Annotated in this window: 18 protein-coding genes and 5 tRNA genes; 4 read left to right on the top strand and 19 right to left on the bottom strand. The window is 42.1% G+C overall.

The genetic code is table 11. The annotated features are described in order from the left end of the window. Positions 1-53: 53 nt before the first annotated feature. Positions 54-1,439 carry an amino acid permease gene (locus ACNFN4_RS16595; RefSeq protein ID WP_042634757.1) on the bottom strand — a complete coding sequence of 462 codons (1,386 nt, stop codon included), beginning with the start codon at positions 1,437-1,439 and terminating at the stop codon, positions 54-56. A gap of 424 nt (positions 1,440-1,863) precedes the next feature. Next, a complete protein-coding gene (locus ACNFN4_RS16590) occupies positions 1,864-2,295 on the bottom strand; it encodes a MarR family winged helix-turn-helix transcriptional regulator (RefSeq protein ID WP_014416787.1) in 432 nt (143 codons plus the stop codon). A 195-nt stretch (positions 2,296-2,490) separates the two neighbouring features. Between ACNFN4_RS16590 and ACNFN4_RS16585 the strand changes: the two genes are divergently transcribed. From ACNFN4_RS16585 to ACNFN4_RS16575, 3 genes are all read left to right on the top strand, one after another. After that, on the top strand, positions 2,491-2,895 hold the full coding sequence (locus ACNFN4_RS16585) for a CidA/LrgA family holin-like protein (protein WP_003156751.1): 405 nt from the start codon (positions 2,491-2,493) through the stop codon (positions 2,893-2,895). Then, positions 2,865-3,557: an LrgB family protein gene (locus ACNFN4_RS16580; protein ID WP_007408978.1), complete on the top strand. Its 693-nt coding sequence runs from the start codon at positions 2,865-2,867 to the stop codon at positions 3,555-3,557. The genes ACNFN4_RS16585 and ACNFN4_RS16580 overlap by 31 nt, the downstream gene beginning before the upstream one ends. A 110-nt stretch (positions 3,558-3,667) precedes the next feature. Next, positions 3,668-4,513 carry an aldo/keto reductase gene (locus tag ACNFN4_RS16575; RefSeq protein WP_079890943.1) on the top strand — a complete coding sequence of 282 codons (846 nt, stop codon included), beginning with the start codon at positions 3,668-3,670 and terminating at the stop codon, positions 4,511-4,513. A 52-nt stretch (positions 4,514-4,565) separates the two neighbouring features. Here ACNFN4_RS16575 and ACNFN4_RS16570 read toward each other — a convergent pair whose 3' ends face one another. After that, positions 4,566-5,732, bottom strand: coding sequence for a DUF4885 family protein (locus tag ACNFN4_RS16570; RefSeq protein ID WP_053285461.1), 1,167 nt, complete (start codon positions 5,730-5,732; stop codon positions 4,566-4,568). 134 nt (positions 5,733-5,866) lie between these two features. Between ACNFN4_RS16570 and ACNFN4_RS16565 the strand changes: the two genes are divergently transcribed. Beyond that, on the top strand, positions 5,867-6,748 hold the full coding sequence (locus tag ACNFN4_RS16565) for a hypothetical protein (protein ID WP_104679039.1): 882 nt from the start codon (positions 5,867-5,869) through the stop codon (positions 6,746-6,748). Between the two features lie 76 nt (positions 6,749-6,824). Here the strand turns inward: ACNFN4_RS16565 and ACNFN4_RS16560 are convergent, their stop codons facing one another. The 16 genes from ACNFN4_RS16560 to ACNFN4_RS16485 all read right to left on the bottom strand — a co-directional run bounded on the left by ACNFN4_RS16560 (position 6,825) and on the right by ACNFN4_RS16485 (position 20,899). Then, positions 6,825-7,487 carry an ABC-2 transporter permease gene (locus tag ACNFN4_RS16560; RefSeq protein WP_014416781.1) on the bottom strand — a complete coding sequence of 221 codons (663 nt, stop codon included), beginning with the start codon at positions 7,485-7,487 and terminating at the stop codon, positions 6,825-6,827. Further along, entirely contained in the window at positions 7,465-8,337 is an 873-nt protein-coding gene (locus tag ACNFN4_RS16555) for an ABC transporter ATP-binding protein (protein WP_104679040.1), read from the bottom strand. The genes ACNFN4_RS16560 and ACNFN4_RS16555 overlap by 23 nt, the downstream gene beginning before the upstream one ends. A 604-nt stretch (positions 8,338-8,941) precedes the next feature. Continuing rightward, complete coding sequence (locus tag ACNFN4_RS16550; protein WP_215797335.1) at positions 8,942-9,916, bottom strand: TIR domain-containing protein; 975 nt, start codon at positions 9,914-9,916, stop codon at positions 8,942-8,944. Positions 9,917-9,931: 15 nt separating this feature from the next. Continuing rightward, a complete protein-coding gene (locus ACNFN4_RS16545; protein WP_448200321.1) occupies positions 9,932-10,927 on the bottom strand; it encodes a hypothetical protein in 996 nt (331 codons plus the stop codon). 89 nt (positions 10,928-11,016) lie between these two features. Further along, positions 11,017-12,330, bottom strand: coding sequence for an ATP-binding protein (locus tag ACNFN4_RS16540; RefSeq protein WP_448200320.1), 1,314 nt, complete (start codon positions 12,328-12,330; stop codon positions 11,017-11,019). 711 nt (positions 12,331-13,041) lie between these two features. Continuing rightward, entirely contained in the window at positions 13,042-14,844 is a 1,803-nt protein-coding gene (glmS, locus tag ACNFN4_RS16535) for a glutamine--fructose-6-phosphate transaminase (isomerizing) (protein WP_215797337.1), read from the bottom strand. Between the two features lie 431 nt (positions 14,845-15,275). Beyond that, positions 15,276-16,622 (bottom strand): phosphoglucosamine mutase, encoded by a 1,347-nt coding sequence (glmM, locus tag ACNFN4_RS16530; protein ID WP_014416778.1) that lies wholly within the window; start codon positions 16,620-16,622, stop codon positions 15,276-15,278. Between the two features lie 17 nt (positions 16,623-16,639). Next, the gene (locus tag ACNFN4_RS16525) at positions 16,640-18,079 is read right to left on the bottom strand and encodes a CdaR family protein (RefSeq protein ID WP_021495334.1); all 1,440 of its coding nucleotides are present in this window, start codon (positions 18,077-18,079) and stop codon (positions 16,640-16,642) included. After that, on the bottom strand, positions 18,072-18,893 hold the full coding sequence (gene cdaA / locus ACNFN4_RS16520) for a diadenylate cyclase CdaA (protein WP_003156763.1): 822 nt from the start codon (positions 18,891-18,893) through the stop codon (positions 18,072-18,074). The genes ACNFN4_RS16525 and cdaA overlap by 8 nt, the downstream gene beginning before the upstream one ends. Positions 18,894-19,057: 164 nt before the next feature. Then, positions 19,058-19,684 (bottom strand): anti-sigma-W factor RsiW, encoded by a 627-nt coding sequence (rsiW, locus tag ACNFN4_RS16515; RefSeq protein WP_003156765.1) that lies wholly within the window; start codon positions 19,682-19,684, stop codon positions 19,058-19,060. Between the two features lie 13 nt (positions 19,685-19,697). Beyond that, positions 19,698-20,261, bottom strand: coding sequence for an RNA polymerase sigma factor SigW (sigW, locus tag ACNFN4_RS16510; RefSeq protein ID WP_003156766.1), 564 nt, complete (start codon positions 20,259-20,261; stop codon positions 19,698-19,700). 229 nt (positions 20,262-20,490) lie between these two features. After that, positions 20,491-20,562 (bottom strand) — tRNA-Gln (locus ACNFN4_RS16505). Between the two features lie 4 nt (positions 20,563-20,566). Beyond that, positions 20,567-20,651: transfer RNA gene (locus tag ACNFN4_RS16500), tRNA-Tyr, on the bottom strand. Positions 20,652-20,670: 19 nt separating this feature from the next. Further along, positions 20,671-20,743, bottom strand: a tRNA-Thr gene (locus ACNFN4_RS16495). A gap of 5 nt (positions 20,744-20,748) precedes the next feature. Further along, positions 20,749-20,824 (bottom strand) — tRNA-Val (locus ACNFN4_RS16490). Between the two features lie 3 nt (positions 20,825-20,827). After that, positions 20,828-20,899 (bottom strand) — tRNA-Glu (locus ACNFN4_RS16485). Positions 20,900-21,007 lie beyond the last annotated feature (108 nt).

Below are 21,007 nucleotides of genomic sequence, written 5' to 3'. Positions count from 1 at the left end.
CCACTCGCGGACAAGCCGAAAAAGACACCCCTGTAAGAGAGTGTCTTTTTGAATTATACAGCGTCTTCTATTTTCGATTTTTCACCAGGCACGCGCTTGCCGATACCGAACGCATAATAGCTGACCGTCACAATCGCCAGGAAAATCACCCCGACAACCAAAGAAATCCGCGTATCTTTGTTAAACCACATGCCGATCAATACCATGAGTAAGAAAGCGATCGTCAAATAGTTTGTAAACGGCGCAAAAGGCATTTTAAACGGATGCTTATCAAGCTCAGCGCCCTTCGCTCTTCTGAAACCGAGATGGCTGATTAAAATGACGAACCACGGAATCATTCCCGGCAGCACACTCGCGCTGTACACATAGACAAAAATTTTCGGAGGCGCGATGTAGTTCAGCACGACACCGATCACAAGTCCGATTAATACGGCAAACGTACCGAATATCGGCACACCGCTCGAAGAAACTTTCTTAAAGAATTTCGGGGCCTGTCCGTTCACGCCCAATGTATAAAGCATGCGTCCCGCACTGAATATCCCGCTGTTGCATCCGGACATCGCAGCGGTAATCACAACAAAGTTAATCAAACCGGCCGCCGCCGTAATCCCGACTTTCGCAAATGTCGAAACAAACGGACTGCCGAGTGAGTGAAGCTCATTCCACGGATATACGGTAACGATTACGAAAATCGCACCGATGTAGAAAATTAAAATCCGCCAAATAATACTCTGAATCGCGCTTCGCAGCGTTTTTTGCGGGTCCTTCGCTTCCCCTGCCGTAATCCCGATCAGTTCGACCCCTTGATAGGCCGCAACGACCAAAGACAAGGCAAAGAAAAATCCTGAAAAACCATTCGTAAAGAAACCGCCGTGCGACCATAAATTAGATAATCCGATCGCATGCCCTCCGTTACCGAAACCGAAGAAAATAATTCCGATTCCGGCCACAATCATCAGAATAATGGTGACGATTTTGATCATGGCAAACCAAAATTCAAACTCACCGAAAGATTTTACCGAAATTAAATTCGCCGCACCGAGAATGGCCATGGCGATAATGCCGGGAATCCATGCCGGCAGATCAGGAAACCAATATTTCATATACGAACCGACGGCGATAATTTCAGACATCCCGACGATCACCCATTGAAACCAGTTGCTCCACGCCGTCATATAGCCGGCTAACGGATGTATATACTTATGGCCGAATGTCGCAAACGACCCTGTACTCGGCTCTACATAGAGCATTTCGCCCATCGCACGCATGATAAAAAAGATAAAGATACCTGAGATCGCATAAGCCAGCAGGACAGACGGCCCGGTCCATCCGATCGTGCTGGATGACCCCATGAATAAACCGACACCGATCGTGCCGCCCAGCGCAATCATCTGTATATGACGCGCGCCTAAGCCTCTCTTTAATTCTTTGTTTGCCACTTCGCTTCCTCCTCTTAACAGCTCTGATATATGTGAAATAATGAAGCAGAAGGTGCACCTGTTGAACCTAACTCACTCTTCATTTCCCGCAATATTAGAAATATTCTATCTTTCTATTGTTATATAATCTCCAATTTCCTTATTCCATCATAATAAATTTTCGTGGAAAATACAATTGTTTTTTTCAGGTAAACACCTTGCACCCTAAACCAACAGACTAAAAATAAAGCGCTTTCATTTTTATTGAATTATGAATATTGAGATAATAAATGCCGCAGCCTCCGGGAAACAGGATGTCCCTGGAGAAACATGTTCCGCCCCCTATTCAATATTATTTTTGCTAAGCAGAATGGCGTAAAGTCTTACTCTCTTCCATTCTCCCTTGTATACGCCATAATCCTGCTTAACCGGCAAAAATCATACATTAATCGATAAATGCCTCATTCAGCCGCAGCAAAAGCCGGCCGAACATTTCTTTTTCATCGCCTGACCAATCGTCAAGCATATGTCGGTATCGATCAAGACGCATCTTTTTATCAGCTTTTAACCTCTGTTTGCCAAGCTTCGTAATCGCAAACAGACTGACCCGCCCGTCAGAAGGATCGGAAAAACGCTGGATCAGCTCTTTCGACTCCAAGGCCGCGGCCTGGCGAGACAATGTGGAAATATCCAGCTTAAAAGATTCGGCTAATTCCTTTACACGCGCCGGTCCGAATTCATCCAGCTGCCGTAATAACAAATACGCAGCCCTTTCCAGATGTCCGATTTTACGGTCGGAGTTATCAAGATAAACAGCTCTCCTGATAAAAGTGGTGAGCTCATATTCAATTAATTCAATCGGATCTTGTTTTGACAACAGCCTCACTCCTTACAATTGACAACAGCAATATTAGTTGTATAATACAAACATATGCACATTTACTCAGAAAACATATAGAAAGATTTTGCATACATATATTTGTATAGTACAAATATATGCGCAAAAAGTAAAGAAACATATCGAAGCATCAAGAAAGGGGGAAGCTGCTCTTCTCCAAAGAACAGCATTGTCGTGAAAGTCATACGCATCATCTTGCAAATCATTATTTTATTCGCATTTTCCTTTATCGGGGGAGCCGTTCAGCAGTTCTTTCACCTGCCCATTCCCGGAAGTATCATCGGTTTGATCCTGCTGATCATATGTTTATCGGTTAAGATCATTCCCGTCAAAATGATTGAAGACGGAGCCGGATTTTTGCTGTCTTTTCTTCCGCTGTTATTCATTCCGGCCATGACGGGCGTCATCAATTACCCGTCACTGTTTTCCGCCAGCGGGGCTGCTCTGTTTTTAATCATCGTGCTGAGCACCATCGTCACAATGATCGCCGCAGGGTACGCCAGCCAGCTGTTAGAGCACAAAGCCAATCAGAGAAAGGAGAAAAAGAAGTGCAGCAAGCATGTATCGCAATCCTTATAATTTTGTTCACGGCCGCCGCCTATCTGGCTATGGTGAAATTATATGTGCGCTTTCCATATCCCTTTCTCATACCGGTTTTGACGACTACGATTTTCATTATCGCCGTGCTGCTTGTTTTTCATATTTCGTATAAAGACTATATGATCGGCGGACAATGGATCAATTCACTGCTCGGCCCCGCCGTGGTGGCTTTGGCATACCCGCTTTATAAGCAGCGCCGGGTGTTAATCAAGTATATGTTTCCGATCATCGGCGGCGTGTTGGCCGGTTTATTCTCCGGAATGGTCAGCGGCCTGCTATTTGCAGAGCTGTTCGGCATCAGCCGGAGTTTGATTTTGTCAATTATCCCAAAATCAATTACGACGCCTGTCGCCATACAGATTGCGTCCGGTATCGGCGGTGTCCCTTCCATGACAGTCGTGTTCGTCATGATCGCAGGGTTTTCCGGCGTTATCTTAGGACCGCTGCTTCTCAAGTGGATCCGCATCCGCAGCTCACTCGGGAAAGGAATTGCATTCGGGAGCGCTTCCCATGCGCTCGGCACCTCAAAAGCAATGGAGTACGGAGAATTAACGGTCTCCATGAGTTCTGTTTCCATGACGCTCTGCGCCGTGTTAGGGTCGGTCTTCGGCCCCGTCGTAGCATGGATGTTTCAAATTTAAAGCTGACGGTTCTCCGTCAGCTTTTTTCATGTGCGGATCATCTCATTTCCTTCCGTTATTATGTTTCATTTGTAAGAATAATGGTAAAGTAGAAAACAAGGAGGGATTTAATGATGACTGGGACAATTCCGCAAAAGAAACTGCTGGATGGGACAAGCATTCCCGCGATCGGCTTCGGTACATACGCTCTTAATGGAAACAATGGCGTTCATGCCATTACCAGCGCCATTGATATCGGCTACCGTCTGATTGACACCGCTTATAACTATGAAAATGAAGGGACGGTCGGAGAAGCCATCCGCAGAAGCTCTGTTCCGAGAGAACAGCTATACGTGACGTCCAAGCTGCCCGGACGCTACCATGACTATGACAAAGCTGTACAAACCATCCAAGAATCTTTATACCGCGCCGGTCTGGACTACTATGACCTGTATCTCGTCCATTGGCCGAATCCGAAACAAGACCGCTACACGGAAGCATGGCAGGCACTGATTGATGCGAAAAAATGGGGCCTGATCCGATCCATCGGCGTCTGCAATTTCCTGCCTGAGCATATCGAACGGCTCGAACGTGAAACCGGCGTAAAGCCAGGCATCAACCAAATTGAACTGCATCCCGCTTTTAATCAGCAGCAGCAGCGCCAATGGCACGAAGAACAGGGCATCGTGACAGAATCATGGAGTCCGTTATCCCGCGCCGGTGAAGTATTGAACGATCAAAAACTCGGACAGATTGCGGACAAATACGGCAAAACCATTTCTCAAGTCATTTTACGCTGGCATATCCAGCTGGGCGCCATCCCGATTCCAAAATCAGCATCGCCCGAGCGCCAGCTTGAAAACATCTCCGTTTTTGATTTCTCTCTTGATGAAAACGACATGAACATCATCGACTCGCTTACCCGCCCCGACGGACGCATAAACGGCCAAGACCCGGCGGAGTATGAGGAGTTTTAAGAAAAGACATAAAGAAAAGCTGACGGCATCATTTGTCAGCTTTTTTCTCAATTTATATACGCACACCCAGCTCCCGTTTCCATTCAGAAAGCCAACCTGTATCTCCAGATCCGTATTGCCTGCTTTGGCCGACATCACGCAGAGATCCGTTTTTATACTCAATGGACAGCACCAAATCAGGAATGGCATCATAACCCGTTCTCGCAAGCTTCGTGAGCGCCTGTCCGTAATGGGCGGCCGCTTCTGCCGCCGTATGTTTCAACAAAGGATCGAGCTGCAGCGCTTCCTTATAGACGTCTAAAAGGTCACGGCCGTCTTCTGTGACGTACTTTCCGTCCACGATCTGCAAGTCTTTCAGATGATAGCCGGTCACCTCATACATTTCCCGAATGACTTGATATTTCTCATATGCTTCCGGCGTAAACTGCGAGGAGTCATCACTCCGGCTGCGAATGATGTGCGCAAACAGCTCTTTGCTGTTTTCCCCGGAGTTTAAGACGGCTTCAATCTGCTGAGTGAGCTCTTTATCGTCAGTCCCGCTCACTTTTAACAGATAATCAATCGGTGATATCGTAAATGTAAGATTCGCACCCTCCGGCATCTGAATATGATTCCGATGAAAAAGCATATCTATCTGCTGATTCACCTGCGCCCGCTGAAACACCCTTTCATTTTCGACTTGAATCTCTCCGTTGAGCGTTTCACCCCGAAACGCCGCATCACGGAAATCATAGCTCTGGGCTTTCCCCTTAAACAGCCATTCCGTTTCGTTATGATAAGCGGCCTGACGCTCTGATTCTGATAAATCACTCCTGAAATAAGGTGAATCGGCACGCTGGTATTTGTCCTTAATATAACGCAAAGGATCTGATTTTCGTTTATTGATTTCATTGATACGGCTGTATTTCTCATCAAGAATCCTGCTCGCAATATCACTCTCAGACTCATACGGATTATCAGCGTCTATTACCGTCTCATTCCCATTATCCGTAATCGTTTTCTGATTTGCAGATTGATATAAACGGGACAGGCTGCTCCCTTTCTCAGTGACACCGCTCCTTGAATAATTCATCTGGCTCAGATCGCGGGTCCCGCTTGCCTGAATCAATAAGCTGTCCGGCCCTTTTGCCGCATCTTTCCCATTTGTTTTGGAAGAATACCGCTGAAGCACTTGCTGAGCCATTATTTGATTTTTTATATAACGAGCGTTTAGGCGCATGTTTTTAACCTCCGCTTGAGATGATGTTCTAGTGTTTGTATCGGCTGTTTTCCAGTTGATTTTAACCTAAAATAACAAATGTTTACATCATGAGGGTTTTTATGTATGATGTAGTCAAAAAGGGGGATTTTTCCATGAAAAAGTATGTATCTATGCTATTTGTCAGTGCAATCGTATTATCAGGCGTATTGATTGCACCTTCAGCCTCAGCCTCTGCGTCTCAAAAGAACTCATCACAAATAAGCGCTATTACAGGAAATCACTCATTTGAAACTGCCAATCCAGTAGGCTACTGGAAATATAAAAATATTGATACAGCCGTATTGCCGGAAGGGGAAAAAGAATCGTACTTCACTTTCACGGCAAATAAGGGAGAAAGACTCTATGTCAGGAGCTCAACAAGAAGTGAATACAAGGGAATGAGCATTGAAATTTATAATAAAAACAAAGTGCTGATCAGTAAAGGCACAGAAGTGATAAACCCTGATACGCCGCTTCCTTTTATCTATGCCATTACAGATGCGAAAGAAAACAACGAGACGTTCTACGTGAAAGTGTCCCGCGGCTCATACACTGACGATATATACTTTACACTCTCCATTTACGATCGAATCAAAACCGGAAGCGAGACCTTCTCATTCAGCGGCACGGCTGAAAATAAAGGAAATACAAGCCTCAGTTCGAATGGATCAGATTCAACTGTTCTCAGGCTCGACTTAACCAAACAAACAAGCATTCCAAAAGACGCCATAGTGAAAAGAATCAGTACCGCCGCGACTCAAACACCAAGCCAAGGAAACACAAGACACTGCATAATGTCTGAAGAAAATAAAGTGTGGCACCGCGCACTCGCAAACAGCTCCACTCAAGGAAATTACGATATCACACTGGATGATAACCTCTCAGTCTCAAGCATCTGGAATTTTAAATACAACACACTCGCAACAGCAAAATCGACTATGAAAAATGTAAAATTGAAGATTGATTATGAGTACGATGTGACAACGCAGTTTTAATTAGAAGAACAGCCGCCCATTATGCGGGCGGCTGTCTGCTTGAAGTTTAAGTGAATTTATGAGCCCGTTCCTTGCCTTATCCTGTTGTAAATTCTTTTTTATGATAGATAGCCGCAGCAATGAAAAATGAAATGATATATAAGATAACGCCGATCATGAGATATATAATCGGAACATATAAAGAAGGATTTATGTGCAAAAATGACAGCGGTACTTGTTCTGCTGCATACCCAACGACACTTTGCAATCCAAAGGTAGCAAAAAGTCCCCCCATTGCACCTCCAATCACGATAGCATCGGATTTTTCCGGGCCTATCATGTAGAGAAGAGGATAAACGATTGCACCGGCAAAGAGAACGATGAACGTTCCAAAAGAGACAATATTCAATATGCCGTCAATTGGTTCATCAGAACCCAGGCTGTATACAAGGAAAATACCATAAGATATTACAGCTCCGATCACAACAATCAAAAGATAAAAGACATAGTGACTTTGAACAATATTTGTTCTGCTGACCGGTAAAGTCAGGACATACCTGTCATAGCCAGACTTGCTCTCATACTTTATAACCTCAAGTGCGGGCATGACGACAAACAAAATAATCAGCATAGCAACAAAACGATGCATTGAAGCATCCCCAAAATAAAAAATGACTGCTGATACCAATATGGCCAACCCCGTGTATGCAAAGAAACTCCGATAAACCAAGTAATAGTTAGTCAGTAACAGACCTCTCAATGTTTTCACTCCTCGTTAAAAAGACGCTGATTTCTTCTATGGAAATGGTGTTGGCCGTTACGCCATTCGGCAATTTCTGTTGATCCGATACAAGCACACTCCAATAAGATCCATGATTCCTTTTTGCTAGAACGATATCTTCGTCAAGCTCAGCCAATTGGCCTTCATCAACGTCTATAACAGTATAGCTTTCAAGAACCTTGTCTTTCTCTTCATTTAATAAAATTTCGCCATCTTTCATCATAATGATATGGCTGGCTATCTTCTCGACATCAGTCATAATGTGCGATGAAAGTAAAATACCGCCGTTGCTTTTACTCACAAAGCTTTTTAATTCATTTAACAGAGCATCTCTTGAAGAGGGATCAAGCCCTCCCGTTGCTTCATCCAGGAGTAATAATTTTGCATTATGCGACAAAGCAACAGCTACTGATAACTTCATTGACATGCCGCGCGAGAATGTATTCACTTTTTTGTCCATAGGTAAAGAGAAAGAATGAACCAACCGATAAAAATGATCTTGGTCCCAAGCACCGAATAGTTTTTTAAATACATGATTCAGCTGTTTTATCGTAAGATGCGCGGGCAGATTCATCGCATCAAATACGACCCCTATATCTTCTTTGAACTTTATATGTTTATCCAGATTCTCTTTACCAAAGATTTTCACTTTACCTCTATCCTGAGAGATTAACCCTAATATCGTTTTAAATGTTGTTGACTTGCCTGCGCCGTTATCACCGATAAAACCGACAATGGATCCGGCAGGCACATTGAATGTAACATCCTTTAAAACAACTTTATGACCAAAAGATTTGCTGATGTTTCTGATTTCTAAAAGGTTTGACATCATTCCACTCCTATCATTGTTGTCAGGACTTTTTTAAGAATTGAACCGGATTATTCAAAAAATGTTGTTATTTTCATATCTAGTCGAGGTATTCATAATGGATCAGGAGTCGGCAAATACAACAGGGATTTTAAAGTCTTTTTTAATCATAATTTGGATGTGTAATCGATTGATTACGTTTATATAATGGATATTCATGATGGAAAATACTAGAGGTGATTACTTTCCGATGAGGCATGCACAAAACGATTTACTAATGATTACATTTATGGATGTTAACCGGAATGCATCTCGTATTATAAAGCAGGTGTTAATCCTTTTCAATATATAAAAGGGGATTTCTTTACAATCGCCAAGAGTATGTATTTCTAATTTCTGCATTAAAAAACCCCTCTGGCTAATAATGCAGCTTTCGAATAAAGTTCAATTAAAAGCATTTTGCAAACGTTGATTTTATAATAGAAGAAACCCACACATTTTGAACAAAGTTTGATCAAAATGCGTGGGTTTGATTTTTGTGTGGAGTTTGGTTTTATAAAAAAGATTGATTGAAATATCAATTTCCCACTATGTATATATCATTAAATAAATTCAAAGCAATCATTTAGTTAACACTTTGGTTAATTTCTTTTATAAAAGCTGTATAGTCAGATGCTTTTAGGTCACTTAAATTAGTATTGTTCCAATCACTTATATCAGATAAAAATTCACTGACGTTATTTGTGATACTCTTTATTCTTTTTAACTCCTGTAAAGGTTCAATCTTATTTGTATCTTGAGTTATTTTCTGAATCATTTCCGAGTATGCCTTCTCTTTCTCTTCCCAATAAGATATATATCCTATCCTTTGCTCAAAAGAATATATATTAGCTGCAATTGTAGTCGGTATCTCTGAAAGTGAAGGTACAAATTCTTTATCAGAATCTTTTAGTATAACTAATAACATTTTCTCTTTATATTCACGCGAACGCATAACTTCAGATATCTCATACATACAATTTACTGATTTTAAATATTGATCACTAATAATACTAATAACAAAATCGTGTTTCCCAATAGTTTTCATGAAATCTTTAATACTATCTTTAAACTCAATGTTTCGAACATCTCTAGTTAAAGTATAACCCATATTTTTGAAATCATTATCAATTAAATCAGCAAATGCTACATCATTCCAACAATATGAAATAAATATCTTCTGGTTCTTCATCTGTTCAGCCACTTCACTATCACCAATTTTATAAATAGTTTTATTTACTGTTACTAATTCCTCTGCTTTATTAATAGAAATATAATATAGCTTAATGCCTTTTAATGTAAAGTACTCACTTTTAATATTTATAATACCCTCTATCAAATTTTGAACTCTCTCCAAATCAAATCTAAAGGGAAAATTCTTTATTTCTAATCTTTTTCCATCATCTCGTATTCCAAAGACTATATCTCCACCGTTACTGTTCGAGTATGCAACAATTAATTTTGCTATTTCTTCATGACTCGCAATTGGGTGTATATATGTTGTATTCTGTCTATTATTTGTACTTATTTTGTTTTCAATATCTTTAATTGTTCTAAACACTAAAAAGTACCTCTCTTATAACTTAGTCAATGGAATTTTAGATATACCTGTTGTTTTAAGCAAATCACCTAAAGTAACCATTCGTTGTACTTCTCCATCATCCGTCCACAATTGATAGTTGACATCATCTAAAGCCTCTAATTCTTCATCATAATAAAATATTATTTTTTGATAATCACTTGGACGAATAATGATTCTAAAATCATTTCCGTTATACTTAGCCGGAAATACCGTATCAGAATACTTTTCATTCATCCATTCTTCTAAAGTTGCCGGAAGTGTATAATCTTTAAGTCTGCTTAAATATTTAAAAATATTTTCTGTGCTTCTATGTAGTAAATTCTCAACATAGCGTTTCATTTCTTCGGATGAGGTAATAACATGTTTTAATTGATTGATAATATCTTCTTTACTCAGTTCAGAGTTAGTTATAATCTCCATTATTTTATCTCGATTATTAATAATTTCATCTAATTCTTCATACTTAATGTTATTTTCCTCTATTTTTTCCGCTATTCTATATCTTCTCAGATTTTCTTCTGGAGAAGATAACATCATTCTCTTTGAATATAAATTCCCAAACCATTTTTTTGATTTTTCAGGATTTGATAGGAACCAATTAGTTAATCTATTAAAGATTTTTTGGGTAGATTTATTTCTTTCTATCCTGTCAATAGTTTCCTCACTTAGAAGTTTTGATACTTTGAGCTCTATTTGATCAGAGCATATTTCATTAGTCTTAATTTTTTTGGGGTGTTCTTCGAAATAGTGTTCAAATGAAATAATATCTAGTTTCAATAACTGTCCTTCAATTTTCTCACCCAATAATGTTAAGATCTGTTTTAGTTCTTGATCTATATTTTTATCAAGATAAATACAGGCGAACTGTACAAATTCATTAATTTGATTCGGTACAAATGCCGATTCTACAACTTCATCAACACCTGCATCCTTAATCCAAAGAGAAAAAAATGCATTTACCCACTCTGCAAATAGAGTCTTATCATTCAAACAAGCAACTAATTTATCAATATTTGAATCTTTAAAAATATCGTTTATCCAAGAGAATCCAACATTCTCTCCAAAAACCTCAGCCCAGCCTAAGTAAGTATCTTTAGTTGGTATCGATACTCCGTTATAATTAGATAAAATATCCCAAAGTAAGTCCTTATGTGTGCTTTTTTTGTTTTTGGTATGCCTATTGTCACGTTACCATTATTATCTTTAAATGCTAATCGTTTTAAATCTTCCAAATGATTATGAATAGGAACAATTGGACTCTTCTCAATATGCTCTTTAATTTCTTTATAGCTATAAGCCTGAATACTTGATGAAGTAGAGGGTTTTAAAATGCAAATATTAAATTCATTTCTTGTCCCTTTACTTTCTGAACAATAATCTATTAATTCCTTGTATAAAGAGACAGCTACCTTTATTAATTCATTATTCACTGGATTGCTATCTCTAATAGCATTTCTGTCCCTTTCTACTTCAAATAATCCTGAATTAACTACTATAGGAAAACTAAATTCTTCAGTTCCTAATAGAGGAAATTCACAGAAGATCCTTGGCATAGCATCAGGAATTGGTAAGAAATATATTTTCTTGTCTTTACGTTCGATAGCACAACCAATAGTTACATTATTTTCATTTAATATTAGCAACTCTTTAATACTATCAGAAACGTTAATTTGAACAGCTTTTAGCTTCTTATTTGAACGTGAAGTTTCTACTTTCTCCTTTTTGTAACAATCACCATTGTATGTAATAGAGTTGATATTCTCATTAAAAGTTAATACATAAGGAATAGTCTCTTTTAGATCTTCTATCCCTTCCTCTACTGCTTCTTTTATGTCATCATCCTGTATTGAATAAACAAATTTTGTATCCTCATACTCTTCTTGTAATTCCTCTTGATTTCTGCTTACAAGATCTAATTGTTCTAGCATAATTTTTGTTTTATTCTTAATATCGCTATAATCATCTCCTGATCTATCAACAATGAACTCAAATTTTGTATACCTACTATCTTCTTGGCTAAACGACCCTTCAATTCGTACAACCTCTGATAATAAATGAGTCGACATAAAACCTGTTCCAAATTTTCCTGTTTTCTTTTCTTCTGAACTTTGCTTAGATGAGATTTGTGTGATTAAATCTAATAAATTTTCATACGAAAATGGCAGCCCATTATGACTAAATATGATTTGATTATTAGAGTAATCAATTTTAATATCTATTTTCTTACCTTTAGGTGTACAGTCAGATGCATTTTGAATTAGTTCCCATATCCATCTACGCCTAATAGTCTTTTTTTCTATTTCTGAAGACTCTCTTATCTTTTTCAATTCATCCCAAATTGTATTAGAACTCGCATCTAAAACTTTATTTAATAAAACCTCTTCATTAGACATAGTAATAATCAATCCTCTTTTTCGCTGTATTTTTCTGAATTCCCGGGTATTAATTTCTTTATTTATTTTCGGCATTATAAGATTTGATGAACTTCTATATTATTCATTTAAATATCCTTTACGAATTCTCCAACTCTCTTGTCTCTTGATTTAAATAAAGATGATAATATGTTACCTAGATCTCGAATAGGTTTAAACTACTTCAAAAACATTAACTGATATTTCTCAGTATAATGATTTTGTACAACCTTCTAACCAATATTTATTCGTCTCCCTAAACCATTATCATAACAATGTGTTCTTTTGTTTTAAGAACTGTATGAAGGTTTATTTCTAACTCATCTGCAACCTTTCATTGACAATATAATCTAATGATTACCATGTATGTTAATACTATTTTCTAAATATTCAGTTAACAGTTATAATTATTGTTTTATATCAGATAGAAGACTCCTACTATCTTCCTTATTCAATTTATTATAAACGATGAGCATCCTTATTGAAGTTAAAACTTGAATGTTTAGCTCCAGTTTATGTATTTTTTAGATCCTATACCTTTTTCAATCAATTTTTCTACTTAGTTTTCTGTTTAGACATGAAAATACCCCTTTAGATGAGTATATCTAAAGGGGTAGAACGGTGCAACTTTTTCCAAGAACAATACAAACTTTGAATTTAAAACAACATACTGTTTTCTTTCCTTGTCAAATCCTACTCCACCGTAACACTCTTCGCAAGGTTGCGCGGTTTATCAACGTCACAGCCGCGGTGCAGTGCAGCGTAGTAAGCGATCAGCTGCAATGGCACAACAGAAACCAGCGGAGCAAGCGCAGGGTTGACTTCCGGCAGGATGTATCTGTCGTCTGCGTCTTCTAAGCCTTTCAGCGAGATGATGCAAGTGTTGGCGCCGCGGGCTGCGACTTCCTTCACGTTTCCGCGGATGCTCAGGTTGACGTGTTCTTGTGTCGCAAGCGCAAAGACCGGTGTTCCTTCTTCAATCAGAGCGATTGTTCCATGCTTCAGCTCGCCGCCGGCGAAGCCTTCCGCCTGGATGTAAGAAATCTCTTTCAGCTTCAGGGCGCCTTCGACACACACGAAGTAGTCAAGGCCGCGGCCGATGAAGAAAGCGTTTCTTGAAACAGTCAGGTACTCACGTGCGATCATTTCCATTTCGTCCTTCTGGTCGCAGAGGGCTTCCATGGCGTTTGCCGCGATACCTAATTCTTTGACCAAATCAAAACCGATATCAACGCCGTTGCGTTCTGCTGCAACGGACGCAACGATCGCGAGGACGGCAATCTGAGCCGTATACGCTTTTGTTGATGCAACAGCGATCTCAGGACCTGCGTGCAGAAGCAATGTGTAATCCGCTTCACGGGAAAGCGTTGATCCCGGAACGTTTGTAATCGTCAGCGCTTTGTGACCCAGCGCTTTGACTTGAACAAGCACAGCGCGGCTGTCCGCTGTTTCTCCGCTTTGAGAAAGGAAGATAAAGAGCGGCTTCTTAGACAGAAGCGGCATGTTATAAGAGAATTCACTCGCTACATGCACTTCAACCGGTACGTTTGCCCACATTTCAATATATTGTTTCCCGACAAGACCGGCATGGTAGCTCGTTCCGCAAGCCACGATATATATGCGGTCCGCTTCCGCCACGGCGTCAGCGACATCGCCGGCCACGGCCAGTCTGCCGTTTTCGTCCTGATACGTTTGGATGATTTTGCGCATAACAAGCGGCTGCTCATCCGTTTCTTTTAACATGTAGTGAGGGTATGTGCCTTTTTCGATATCACTGGCGTCAAGCTCAGCGATATAAGACGCACGTGTCATGACTTCACCGTCTAGGTTTTTAATCACGGCTTCGTCTTTTGTCACGATCACCATTTCTTTGTCCAAAAGCTCAACGTATTCATTCGTTACTTGAAGCATAGCCATCGCGTCAGACGCCACGACGTTAAACGTATCTCCAAGGCCGATTAACAGAGGGCTTTTGTTTTTTGCAACGTAAATGGTGTCTGTGTTTTCACCGTCAAATAATGCAATTGCGTAAGAACCTTTTAACAGAGTCAGTGTTTTGCGGAACGCTTCTTCTGTGCTAAGTCCTCCCGCCACAAATTGCTCGATCATTTGAACGACTACTTCAGTGTCCGTGTCGCTTTTCAGTTCAACGTTTTCAAGATATTCGCGCTTCAGCTGAACATAGTTCTCGATCACACCGTTGTGAACAAGTGTAAAGCGGCCGAGTGTGCTTTGATGCGGGTGAGCATTCAGGAAGCTTGGTTCGCCGTGAGTCGCCCAGCGTGTATGGCCGATTCCCGCTTGAGATTCAACCGTGTGATCCACCACTTCACGAAGGTCGGCGATGCGGCCTTTTTCTTTGTACACATGCACGCCCTGCTCATTCGCCACAGCGATACCTGCAGAGTCATAACCGCGGTACTCAAGCTTCTCTAATCCTTTTAACAAAATCTCTTTCGCATCAAGCTGACCGATATAACCTACAATTCCACACATATTTTCTTCCTCCTAAAGGTGCAAAAGGAGACGAAGAAAGTCAAATTACAAGGGGACTTTCAATCGTCCCCTCCCACATGTTTTTTTGGAAGATCATGTGATTTCCCTTTGTTCGGAGAGTCGCCCCTCCGGTTTGAAGAAATCCTTACGGCTGTGATCTAAATGAATCAGCCGGGAGGCATCCGCCGAAAATTCGATAACCTCCATCCTCGTCAACTAAGCCGTTTTTCGGGCGCTTAGTTCGGGCGCTGTAATTATAAAAGATGCAAACAATCCCGCCTTTCCTGCAAGTGAAAAACAAAGGCTGAACAAGCTTGATTTTACAGCATGTGCCAAGGACGGTCAATTATTTTTTGCCGCCCCGGCATCATGTTTACTATCATATTATGCTGATCGCACTTGTCTTGTTCGCTCTCTGCTTATAAACTTCGCTACTCCGCTCCCATTTCTGTCCGCACGACATCCACGATTTTTGTGACATATTCGTCACAAAGCTCTTTTGTTCTCGCTTCGGCCATCACGCGGACGAGCGGTTCGGTGCCTGACGGGCGCACTAAAATCCGGCCGTCTCCGTTCATTTCTGTTTCCACTTCAGAAATAACGGCCTTCACCTTAGCGTTTTCTTCTACCTTATATTTATCCGTCACTTTCACGTTCACTAAGAGCTGCGGGAATTTTTTCATTTCATCCGCAAGTTCTGAAAGGGTTTTGCCGGACGCCTTCAGCGTATTTACAAGCATGATCGCGGACAAGAGACCGTCGCCGGTAGTGTTGTAATCAAGGAAAATAAGGTGCCCCGACTGTTCGCCGCCGACATTATAGCCGTCTTTTTTCATCGCTTCTACGACATAGCGGTCGCCGACTGCCGTTTGAACGCTTTTGATTTCTTCTTTTTCAAGCGCTTTGTAGAAACCGAGGTTGCTCATCACGGTCGATACGACGGTATCATCCTTCAGACGGCCTTCTGATTTCAAATACTTCGCGCATATGTACATGATTTGATCACCGTCGACGATGTTTCCTTTTTCATCAACGGCAATGAGGCGGTCGCCGTCTCCGTCAAACGCAAGGCCGATATCGGCGTTTTTTTCTTTGACGAAAGCACTCAGCGCTTCCGGGTGTGTAGAACCGACGCCATCATTAATGTTTAATCCGTTCGGAGACGTCCCCATTGTAGATACGTCAGCATCGAGATCGGCAAAAAGGTGCGTCGCAATGGAAGATGTCGCACCATGGGCGCAGTCAAGCGCTACATGAATGCCTGTGAAATCTTCGTCCGCCGTCTGCTTTAAAAATTGCAGATACTTTTGAACGCCTTCAAAATAATCGTTCACAAGCCCGAGGTCCGCGCCTGTCGGTCTCGGCAGCTTATCTTCCGGTTCATCCATAAGACGTTCAATCTCGGCCTCCTGCTCATCAGAAAGCTTAAAGCCGTCCCCTCCGAAAAATTTAATTCCGTTATCCTGTACGGGGTTGTGAGAAGCGGAGATCATGACGCCCGCCTCAGCATCCATGGCTTTCGTTAAATAGGATACCCCCGGCGTAGAAATAACGCCGAGGCGCATCACTTCAGCTCCGATCGATAAAAGTCCGGCGACAAGGGCTCCCTCCAGCATATGTCCGGAGATACGTGTATCACGGCCGATCAGCACTTTCGGGCGCTGCTTATCTTTGGTCAGGACATAACCGCCAAAACGCCCAACTTTAAAGGCCAGCTCTGGCGTAAGCTCGCTGTTGGCAACACCTCTTACACCATCTGTTCCAAAATACTTGCCCATTTTGTATCGCTCCTTTTTCATTCTGTTGAAGAAGAATCAGCGCTTGATCCGTCTTCATCCTGGTCTTGATTTTGATCCTGGTTTTGACTTTTATTCTGATCGCTGTCAGTGTCGTCTTCCCGGTTCTTGTTCTTGTCTTTGTCTGCGTCTCCGCTTGTGCCGTTCTTATTGCCGGAATCAGCGGAACCGCCGTTATTTTTATTTGAACTTGTGTTTTTCTTAGAAGTCAGCTTGATCTTAACCGTGTCTTTTGACAGGGACCATGTGACGTTTTGCGGGCCGTTTACTTCAAGCTTTACAGAGTGCTCTCCGTCATCCAAGTCCGAGACATTGGCATACAGTTCAATGTCTGACTTTTTCAGCGCCTTAATGTTGGCGGGAGAGCCTTTGGCCGTAATATTTATCGCCTGCGATTCAGGATCGAGAAACTCAATCTGCTGTGAGCCTCCCAGTCCGACCGTCTTGATTCCGACATTGTCAAAATCCTTTTTGTCTTCGCTGTCCACTTTAACATGAAGCGTGATTTTTTCCGGTGATACCTTAGTGACACCCTTAGGAAGCGGGATATCGGCATTGATATCGGTATCTTTATCAATTTTGCCTAAATCAAGAGATACGCCGTCAATAAATTCCAGTGAATCCAGCACATCCTGCGGGCCGTAAACCGTCACCTCACTCGGATTCGAGTCAATGCTCGCAACGCTCACCCCGTCCGGAAGACTTCCCTTCCTTTCGATTTTGAAAGGAAGCTTTTTGCTCGGACTGGCTACGGGAACTGTCACTTTAATGACTGACGGTTCAACATCAACAGGAAGTGCGTTGCCGTCTTTGTCATAGACGGTCACCTTCACTTCCTTTTCAATGGTCTCATTTGCATTTTCAAGGTTCACGGATGCTTTGACAAGTGAAATGTTATCAATCACATTTTTCGAACCTGTAATCTGCACGTTTTTCGGGCTGATAATCGGCTGCTGAGGGGTGTATCCCTTTTTCATTTTGCTTTTATTGTAGTATTCAACTTCCACGGGAAAACTCTCAGCCGTTTTTTCCTGAATCGTAACCGTCGTGACTGACGGGTTAATGGAGATCGTCAGTCCGTCCGATACGTTTTTCGCCTTCAATTCGACCTTATGAGTCCCGGTCTTCAGCTTATTCATATCGGCGTATATCTCAAAATTCTTCGTCTGTCTCGCCTTTTTCACCGCACTTGTCGAGCCTTTAATCGTGACATTTACGGTCTGGGGCACGCCGGTGACGACATAGTTCGCTTCATCATAGTATGCTTTTACAGGAATATCAGTAAGCGTAGCCTCGTCAGTCGTTGATGTCGGAAAAAAGGATTCCCCCGGCTTTTTCGGAGTCGGCGCCTGGTTGTTGTTAACCGCAACGTAAAGCAGCAGCGCAAAGAGCAATGCAATGATCTTTACAGCCCAGCGGTTGTTTAAGAATTTATCCATTTTTCTTGCCCCTCCAGTACCAGCGGTTAGAAGAAGTATCTCTGGCGTTCTTCTTAAACTCGGCTTCAAGCATTTCTTTCAGTGCTTCTTCCGTCAATTCTCTGTGAAGGTCTCCGTTTTTGGCCACACTGATGGCGCCCGTCTCTTCAGATACAATAATGGTTAAGCTGTCCGTCACTTCACTGATGCCGACAGCCGCTCTGTGACGCGTCCCCAGCTCCTTTGAAATAAACGGGCTTTCAGAAAGCGGCAGATAACAGGCAGCCGCCGCAATCTCGTTATTTTTCATAATGACCGCTCCATCATGCAGCGGTGTATTCGGGATGAAGATATTAATCAAAAGCTCCGAGCTGACCTGCGCATTAAGCGGGATGCCCGTCTCAATATAATCGCCCATTCCCGTATCGCGCTCAATCGCGATGAGTGCGCCGATGCGGCGTTTCGCCATGTAGCTGATCGATTTTGTAATCGCTTCAATTGTCTTATGCTGCGCTTCCTCCACGGGGGTTCCGCTCCTGGAAAAGAACCGGCCCCGTCCGAGCTGTTCAAGCGCCCGTCTCAGCTCAGGCTGGAATATAATGATGATCGCTAAAAATCCCCATGTTATCGCTTGGTCCATCAGCCACTGAAGCGTGCTGAGTCCCAAATATGAACTGGCCATCCGGACCAATACGATGACGACGATTCCTTTTAAAAGCTGAACCGCCTTCGTCCCGCGTATGACCATGATTAATTTATATATCACATACCAAACAAGGAGAATATCAACGGCATTGCCGAGGTATTGCAAAAATGGGATGTCCTCAAAAGCCATTTCCTCGTCCTCCAAGAATTCAGTCATTTCGTTTTTCTGTTATGAATTGTGCTGCATGAGCAATATGTACATCATATAGCGTGCTCATTATACCACATTTTGATTTCTCAAGTGAAATGAGCCAGCGCGGCGATGCACAAAAAAGAGTAAAGCGATTATACGCTTTACTCATCTTCATTCGGGTCCAAAGCGCTCACGACGCCCTGGCCCGCCGATTTCAGTTCGTACCAGACCCAGTCAAACAATTGGTTAATCTCTTCAATCTGCCCGGTGACTTGTCCGGCTGAGGCCATGTATTTTTCTCCGTTGACGACGGTCACATTGCCGTCGACTTTTCCTTCAATGAACAGCTTGCCGTTTTTTACTGTGACATCGCCCTTTACGGTCTCGCCTTCAGGGACGGTGACCGTGTGATTCTGCACGACAAGGTTCGGCTGTTTGGACACACTGAAATTGTGGTCATTATGCCAGCTGTTGAAAAAACCGCCGCCCATTAAAATCACAAAAACCGCTGCGGCTGCAATCATCGGATGAGTTTTGATCCATCGTTTTACAGAAGCGCGTTTTTTCTCTTTTGGAAGATTCGCCATAACTTTGGCAGTAAAATCAGCAGGGGCCGTGACATGCGATGTGCTTCGGACGAGTGCTACGGATTTCTCCATTTCATGAAAATGCCGTTTGCAATTCCCGCATGACTGCAAATGTTGTTTTAATACGTTTTCATCTTCAGGAAGGATATCTCCATCAAGATGCTTATGCATAAGCTGCACGATCTGTTCAGGACAGCTCATTTCATCACCCCACTTAAAGATCCCTCAATTGTTTTCTAAGAGCCTCTCTGCCTCTGTGTATCCTTGTCTTGACGGTGCCGACAGGGATATTCAGAATCTCCCCGATTTCAATTAAAGAGAGTTCGTCAATATACTTTAATACAATAACCGTTCTGTACTTGTCAGGCAGCTTTAAAATCTTTTTCTGAATTGTGTCCGACAGCTCCAATGACAATACGGCGTCTTCAGGGAGAACCCCGTCCGCGGCGATCTGCGAATACATCGTCAGCCCTTCTGCTCCCGCTACTTCTGCGTCCAGATAGTAATCAGGCTTTTTCTTGCGGATGCGGTCAATGGTCAGGTTGGTCGCAATTCTGTAAAGCCACGTTGAAAACTTTCTGTTGATATCGAAACTGTCGATATTGACATACGCTCTGATAAAAGCTTCCTGCGCAATATCTTCCGCTTCGTGAACATTGCCGAGCATGCGGTAGCAAAGCTGGTAAATCTTATCTTTATAAAGGTCAACGATTTCTGCAAACGCATTTTGATCGCCTTTTTTGACTTGCTTGATTCTTTTTTTAATCAGGTTTTCCATGTTTTATCTTACCTCTGCCCTTCACCGGTCTGTATCTATACGTTGATTGTTTTAAAAGGTTTCATTTTTTTATTACATTTATTTTACCAAATTTCAGGCAGGGTGTAGATGGAAAATACAGAATATACTGCCTTAACAGCAGCTTAAAAATAGTATATCTGATGAACAATCAGAAATCGAAACAAAATGCTGATAAAAAAAGACACCTTTATGCAAAAGGTGTCTGATACTGGGCTAGCTGGATTCGAACCAACGCATGACGGAGTCAAAGTCCGTTGCCTTACCGCTTGGCTATAGCCCAAAAATGGTGGAGGGGGGCAGATTCGAACTGCCGAACCCTGAGGGAGCGGATTTACAGTCCGCCGCGTTTAGCCACTTCGCTACCCCTCCGTATTTTTTTGAAAAACAGTGCCGGCCAGAGGACTTGAACCCCCAACCTACTGATTACAAGTCAGTTGCTCTACCAATTGAGCTAGGCCGGCAAATATGGTGGAGGATGACGGGCTCGAACCGCCGACCCTCTGCTTGTAAGGCAGATGCTCTCCCAGCTGAGCTAATCCTCCATATGACCCGTACGGGATTCGAACCCGTGTTACCGCCGTGAAAGGGCGGTGTCTTAACCGCTTGACCAACGGGCCGTTATGTCCGCGTCGAGCTGACAAAAGTTATTATATACAGGTTGTACCCCATTTGTAAAGAGAAAAATTATTTTTTTTATTTTCAAACTTTTTTACCCGTTTTTTAAC

This window comes from Bacillus sp. N1(2025), assembly GCF_053470005.1.
The sequence above is the reverse complement of the archived record's forward strand: the minus strand, read 5'-3'. Positions and strand labels throughout refer to the sequence as shown.